Below are 6835 nucleotides of genomic sequence, written 5' to 3'. Positions count from 1 at the left end.
GGTCGGCGCTGGCCAGTCGCGCCAAGGCTGGCAGTGCGTCGAGCTGCTTGAGCCAGCCGAGCACGCCGACGGCTTCGCGGCGCACGTTGGCATCGCTGTCGCTCAGCGCCGAAACCGCAGCAGGCGCTGCAGCAGCGAAACGCAGTTCACGCAAGGCGCGAAATGCCGCAATGCGCACGCTGACGTCGGCGTGATCGGTCCACGGCAGAATCACCCGCCCCGCCGCTTCAGTCTTGAGCAAACTCAAGCTCTGCGCGGCAGCCGATTGCACGGCAGATGACGAGTCGGTCAGCGCCTCGCACAAGGCTTGCACAACCGGCTCATCCTCCCAGGCTTCGAGCAAGCGCGCGGCTTCAGCACGGACGTCTTCAGCGGGATCCTGCCCCAGCCGATCCACCAGCCAGAGCAAGCCATCGGGTTCCTCCAGATCGGCTAGATCAATCAGCGCAATACGTCGCACGCCAGCGTCTTCGGCGGTCAGACGCGGTTGCAGGGCGAGGATGTCGTCGTTATCGGTGACAGCAAAAATAGAGGTCATAGGGCAAATCGCGGCAAAGGGTTTTCAGGAGGCAGGCCGAGCGGATTGAGGCGCGGCAGCGGTCGGTCGTTGTCGTGGCGCAACAGGTCGAGGCAGTGGCGTTTGAGGCGGGAGAATTCGGCGCTGGTGACCAGTTCGCTGGTGCGTGGTCGGGCGAAATCCAGACGCAAATCTTCGATGACGCGCCCCGGCCGCGCGCTCATCACCAGCAAACGGTCGGCGAGAAACAGCGCCTCGTCGATGTCGTGGGTGACGAAGACCACGGTGGTGCGGATGCGCGTCCAGATATCCAGCAGCAGTTCCTGCATGTTCAGCCGGGTCAGCGCATCCAGCGCACCGAACGGCTCGTCCATCAGCAACAGGCGCGGACGGTTGACCAGCACGCGGGCAATTTCGACACGTTGTTGCATGCCGCCAGAGAGTTGATCGGGCCAGCGCTCGGCAAAGCCGTCGAGGCCGACCAGTTTGAGGATGTCATCGGCGGCGCGATGGCGCTCAGCCTTGCCGATGCCGCGCATCTTCAGGCCGAAGGCGACGTTGTCACGCACCGTACGCCACGGAAACAGCGTGTGATGCTGGAACACCATGCCGCGCTGCGGCGAGGGCTCGGAGACCGCCGCGCCATCGACTTTGAGGCTGCCGGCGTGCGCCCTCAAATGCCCGGCCAGGGCACCGAGCAAAGTCGATTTGCCGCAACCGGACGGGCCGAGAATGCACACGAACTGGCCCGGCTCGATCTGGCAATCGAGTTCGCGCACCGCTTCGAACGCTTCACTTCCTTGCCCGAGGACGATGGATAATTGGCGAATGTCGATCCGCCCTTCCGGGGTTTGCATCACGCTCATCAGGCTTTTCCTCGCGGTCGATGCCAGCGCGTGAACAGCCCGCCCAGACGTTTGATCAGCAGACTGCTGCCCATGCCCAACACGCCGATCAGCAACATGCCGACGACGATGTCGGCGTAGTTCTGAATGGTGTAGGACTCCCAGGTGTAGTACCCGATGCCGAACTGGCCGGAGATCATTTCCGCCGTGACCAGACAGAACCACGAAGTGCCCATGCCGATGGCCAGACCGGTGATGATGCTCGGCGCCGCGCCGGGCAGGATCACTTCCAGCAGGATGGCGCGGCGCCCTGCCCCAAGGCTTTTGGCTGAGGCGATCAGGCGTGGATCGACGCCTTCGACGCCGTGCACGGTGTTGAGCAGGATCGGGAACAGTGCGCCGGTGAAGGTGATGAAGACCATCGACAGTTCGGAGGACGGGAACATCAGGATCGCCAGCGGAATCCACGCGACGGCGGGGATTGGACGCAGGACTTCCAGCGGTGGCAGCAGCAGGTCTTCAGCCCATTTCGAGCGGCCGATGGCCAGACCCAACGCGATGCCGATTGGCAGCGCCGCAAGATAACCGGCGAAGACGCGGCTGAGGCTGGCGGTGAGATGCTGCAGGAGCTTGCCGGAGTCGCCGAGGCCCAGCGCTGCTTCAATCACGGCCAAAGGGGTTGGCACGTTGGCGAAAGTGACGAGGCCGAGGTTCCAGTGATGGCTGGCGGCGAGTTGCCAGAACAGCAGGCAGAGCAGCAGTGAAGCGGCTCGGGGGATCCAGCGTGAAAACATATATCACCTCTGATCGTTCCCACGCTCTGCGTGGGAATGCATCCCGTGACGCTCCGCGTCACATCCAAAGCGGACGCAGAGCGTCCATTGAGGCATTCCCACGCAGAGCGTGGGAACGATCTACGTTTGAGTTAGCGGGTGGCGACGGCCTGGGCGGTGGCGTCGGTGAAGTCGAGGACTTTGCCGCCCTGTGCCGAGGCATATTGCTGTGCCTGACCCTTGAGGAGGAATGCGCTCAGACCGCCCTTGCCGTCACTGGCAAACCACGCCTGTTCGGCGAGCAACTTGATCCCGCTGTCACTGGCCTGCGCATACACCGCCCGGACGTTTTTGCCTTCCTGCTTCAGAGCCGCCAGCGCGGTGAAGGCTTCTTCCGCCGAAGCGTATTGGCGCACGTTGTCCTCGCCGCGCACCCAGATTTCCGCGACGTGGCTGAAGTCAGTGATGGCTTTACCGGTCGCCGCATCCGTGCCCTTCAACGGTGTTTGCGCGTAGTTCGCCAGTTGCGCGGTGTAATCAAGGTTCGACGCCTTGAACGCCGCGCGGATGTATTGATCGTCGATGAAGTTGTTCAGATCGAGGCCACGATCAGCCTTCTTCAGCAGCTTCAACGTATCGATGGCGGTGCCGACTGCCTGGCGATACTCGGGCTTCCAGCTCAGGTCACGGGTCTGCACGCCGAGCGGGCCGTGGAACAGGTAATTCACTTCGGCATCGACGCCGGTAACCTTGGCGATCAGCTCGCTGTATTTCTCAGGCTCGGCGGCGAGCAGTTGATTGGCTTCAATGCTGGCGCGCAGGTAAGCGACGACGACTTCCGGGTACTTCTTCGCATAAGCCTGATCGACCAGCGCACCGTGGAAAGTCGGCGCATTGGCCTGGGCGCCGTCGTAGATCTTGCGGGCGAAACCGCGGCTCGGGAACAGTTCGGCGAACGGCACGAAATCGGCGTGGGCGTCGATCTTGCCCGCTTGCAACGCGGAGCCGGCGACCTCTGGCGGCTGGGCGATGATGTTCACGTCTTTCAGCGGATCCCAGCCCTGCGCCGCCACAGCCCGCAGCAACATGCCGTGCGCAGTGGAGGCAAAAGGCACGGAAATGGTTTTGCCCTTGAGGTCGCTCAGCGACTGCACGCCCGATGCGCTCGGCACAACGATGCCGTTGCCGCTGCCCTTGATGCTGCCCGATAGCACGCTGATAAACAGGCTGTGTTTGCCGGCGGTTTCAAACGCCACGCCGTTGAACGCACCGGGGAAATCGGCCATGGCGCCGAAGTCGAGCTTGCCGGCGACCATCTCGTTGGTCAGCGGCGCGCCGCTGGTGAAGTTCTTCCACTGCACGTCGTATTTCGCGTCTTTGTAGGCGCCGTCGTGGGGCAGGTATTTGTCGAGCAGGCCAAGTTCACGAATCAACAAGCCGCCAGCGGCGCAGTTGATGGTGGTGTCCTGGGTGCCGATGGCGATGCGGATGGTTTCGGCCGAGGCCGACACGGTAAACGAAGCCAGTACCAGACCGGCGATTGCTGCACGCAACATGGTTGTTTCCCCTCGAATCATTTATTTGAGTTCGTCTCCGCCGCGATCAGGGCGCGGTGGGAAACGAGGGGTTTTCGGTGAATCCAGCGTCCGGCTGTTTCCGGATGGCTTTGGGTTGTCACAGTTCAAATGTAGGAGTGAGCCTGCTCGCGATAGCGGTGTGTCAGCCAGCACATCTACATCTGACCCGTCGCTATCGCGAGCAGGCTCACTCCTACAGGGGATAGCGTTTCAACGCAGGAGATAAGGGATGTCGACCTTGACGGCACCCGTCGGGCAATCCTTCTCGCACGGCATGCAGTACCAGCATTCATCGAACGCCATATAGGCCTTCTGCGTTGCCGGGTTGATCGCCAGCAAGTCCATCGGGCAAACGTCGACACACACGGTGCAGCCCTTTTCGGCGATGCATTTGTCCTCGTCGACGGTGACGGGGGCGTTGGAGCGGAAGAAGATTTCCTGAGCTTGATAGGCCATGGTTCGGACTCTTTGTTTATTGATGTATCAAGCGGCGAAAGCGCCGACCCGCAAGCGGTCGTAGGCCTGCATTTCTTCAGCATCGAGCGGGATGATGTAAGGCTCGACGGCTTTCTTGAAACTGGTCATCTGGCCGTCGTCGCCCTTCTTCAGATGGCAATGGCAGAACCACTCGCTGTCATTGCGTTGCGGGTGATCGACGCGATAGTGGTACAGGCCCCAGCGGCTTTCGGCGCGAAACAACGAGGCGCGGGCGGCCATTTCGGCGCAATCGCGGATCACGCTGGTTTCCATGGCGCGCATCAGTTCGTGGGCATTGTTGGCTTTCATCTGATCGAGATCGCGTTCGATGTCGCTGAAGCGTTGCAGGCCGATCTGCATCTTCTTGGTCACCTTCGGCGGTTGCAGATAATCGTTAACGAAGCGCCGCAGCTTGTACTCGACCTGCGCCGGCGGCAGACCGTGCTCGCGATCCAGCGGTGCGTAGACCCGGGCCTTTTCCTTTTCGATCTGCTCGGCGTCCAGCGCAGAAAACTCGCGTCCGGCGACAAAATCCGCCGCGTTGTGTCCGGCAAACCAGCCGTAGGTAAACGCGCCGAGCATGTAGTTATGCGGCACGGCGGCCATGTCGCCCGCCGAATACAAGCCTTTCACCGAGGTCTCGGCACGCTCGTTGACCCACACGCCGGACGCCGAGTGACCGCTGCAAAAACCGATTTCGGAGATGTGCATTTCGACCATCTGCGTGCGGTAATCGGTGCCGCGATTGGCGTGGAACTGGCCGCGACTCGGGCGCTCGTTGCTGTGCAGAATCTCCTCGATGTTCTGGATGGTTTCTTCGGCGAGGTGATCGAGTTTGAGGAACACCGGGCCGTTGCCGCTCTCCAGTTCCTGGTGAAACTCCCACATCATCTGCCCGCTCCAGTAGTCGCACTCGATGAAGCGTTCGCCCTTGTTATTGGCGGTGTAGCCGCCCAGCGGTCCGGTGACGTAAGCGCAGGCCGGGCCGTTGTAGTCCTTGATCAGCGGGTTGATCTGGAAGCATTCGAGGTTGGCCAGCTCGGCGCCGGCGTGATAGGCCATTGCGTAGCCGTCACCGGCGTTGGTCGGGTTTTCGTAGGTGCCCATCAGGTAGCCCGATGACGGCAAGCCGAGGCGCCCGGCAGCGCCGCAGGCGAGGATTACCGCTTTGGCTTTGATCACATGGAAATCGGCGGTGCGGCAGTCGAAGCCCATCACCCCGTTGACGCTGCCCTCCTCGTCAGTCAGCAACCGCGTGCAAACCAGGCGATTGGTGATGCTGACTCGCGCACGTTTCAACTGACGATAGAGGACTTTTTTGATGTCGTGCCCTTCCGGCATCGGCAGCACGTAGGCGCCCATGTGATGGACTTTTTTCACCGCGTAATCACCGGTTTCGTCCTTCTCGAACTTCACGCCCCAGCGGTCGAGTTGTTCGATGGTTTCGAAGCTGTGCGTCGCGTAGGCATAGACGGCGGCCTGATTGACGATGCCGTCGTTGGCGATGGTGATTTCCTTGGTGTACTGCTCGGGTGTCGAGTGGCCGGGAATGATCGCGTTGTTCAGGCCGTCCATGCCCATGCTGATCGCGCCGCTGCGTTTGACGTTGGCCTTGTCGACCAGCAACACGCGCAAATCGCGATTCTTTTCCTTGGCCTTGATCGCGGCCATCGGGCCTGCGGTGCCACCGCCGATGACGACGATGTCGTATTCCTGTTCGAGAACGTTGCGGGTCATGCCTGCTCCCCTTTTTGCCGGTCGATCCGCAGGCGGTACTGAAACGCATCGCCACGGTAGTAAAGGTGTTCGAAGTCCAGCGGCTGGCCTTGTGCGTCGTGGGTCAGGCGCTCAATGCGCATGATCGGCGAACCGGCCTCGACATTGAGTGCCTGGGTCAGATCGCTGTCAGCCAGCACCGCGTCGATGGCCAGATCCGCGTGACCGAGGGCGATGCCGCAGTCGTTTTCGAGGATCAGGAAGATGTCGCGGGTGACCAGATCAGCCTTCTCCAGACGTTCGCCGACAGCTTTGGGCAGGTAGGTGATTTCCAGCGAAATCGGCTCACGGTTGATCAGCCGCACGCGTTTGATCTGCGCGACAGTCTCGCCCTCGGCCACTTGCAAACGCTCGGCGACACGCTTGTCCGCCGGGATGAATTTGAAGCTGCGCAGGCGGTTGATCACCTCGTAGCCGCGCCCGGTCATCGACTCGGCGAGGCCTTGCAGGCTGCTGACGTTTTGAAAGGTTTTCGGCTTGGCGACGAAGGTGCCTTTGCCGTGAATCTTGAAGATCAGCCCTTCTTTTTGTAGATCGCCCAAGGCTTGGCGCACGGTGATGCGGCTGACTTTGAACAAGGCGCCGAGTTCGCTTTCGGACGGCATCTGGCTGTCTTGCGGGTATTCGCCATCGAGAATGCGCGCACGGAGGACGTCGCGTAATTGGGTGTGCAGAGGAACGCTACTGAGGGAGAGAACGTTATCGGTCATCACGGGATCACTTGTTATAACGAGTTATGACGTGATCTTAGAGTTGTTATGACAAGGTTGAGAAATACCGAATGGGCATAACCTTAGATTCGGTGCTGAAGATCAAAAGATCGCAGCCTTCGGCAGCTCCTACATGGGATCGCGGTCTCATGTAGGAGCT

Annotated in this window: 7 protein-coding genes; all 7 read right to left on the bottom strand. The window is 61.1% G+C overall.

Going from position 1 to position 6835, the window contains the following annotated elements; all coding sequences use genetic code 11:
* A partial coding sequence (locus EJA71_RS26390; protein WP_178113753.1) for a HEAT repeat domain-containing protein occupies window positions 1-538 on the bottom strand: 538 nt, incomplete at its 3' end.
* Entirely contained in the window at window positions 535-1383 is an 849-nt protein-coding gene (locus tag EJA71_RS26385; protein WP_158960904.1) for an ABC transporter ATP-binding protein, read from the bottom strand. The genes EJA71_RS26390 and EJA71_RS26385, both read right to left, overlap by 4 nt.
* The gene (locus tag EJA71_RS26380; RefSeq protein ID WP_158960902.1) at window positions 1383-2156 is read right to left on the bottom strand and encodes an ABC transporter permease; all 774 of its coding nucleotides are present in this window, start codon (window positions 2154-2156) and stop codon (window positions 1383-1385) included. Before EJA71_RS26380 ends, EJA71_RS26385 begins: the two co-directional genes overlap by 1 nt.
* A gap of 131 nt (window positions 2157-2287) precedes the next feature.
* Complete coding sequence (locus EJA71_RS26375) at window positions 2288-3691, bottom strand: ABC transporter substrate-binding protein (RefSeq protein ID WP_158960900.1); 1404 nt, start codon at window positions 3689-3691, stop codon at window positions 2288-2290.
* Window positions 3692-3922: 231 nt separating this feature from the next.
* Window positions 3923-4168 (bottom strand): ferredoxin family protein, encoded by a 246-nt coding sequence (locus EJA71_RS26370; protein ID WP_003225615.1) that lies wholly within the window; start codon window positions 4166-4168, stop codon window positions 3923-3925.
* Between the two features lie 27 nt (window positions 4169-4195).
* The gene (locus EJA71_RS26365; RefSeq protein ID WP_158960898.1) at window positions 4196-5926 is read right to left on the bottom strand and encodes a fumarate reductase/succinate dehydrogenase flavoprotein subunit; all 1731 of its coding nucleotides are present in this window, start codon (window positions 5924-5926) and stop codon (window positions 4196-4198) included.
* A complete protein-coding gene (locus EJA71_RS26360) occupies window positions 5923-6675 on the bottom strand; it encodes a GntR family transcriptional regulator (protein ID WP_038368826.1) in 753 nt (250 codons plus the stop codon). Before EJA71_RS26360 ends, EJA71_RS26365 begins: the two co-directional genes overlap by 4 nt.
* Window positions 6676-6835: the final 160 nt, after the last annotated feature.

The sequence above is a fragment of the Pseudomonas sp. PB106 genome (assembly GCF_009764645.1).
Lineage (GTDB): Bacteria > Pseudomonadota > Gammaproteobacteria > Pseudomonadales > Pseudomonadaceae > Aquipseudomonas.
This window is presented reverse-complemented; position numbering and strand designations above follow the sequence as displayed.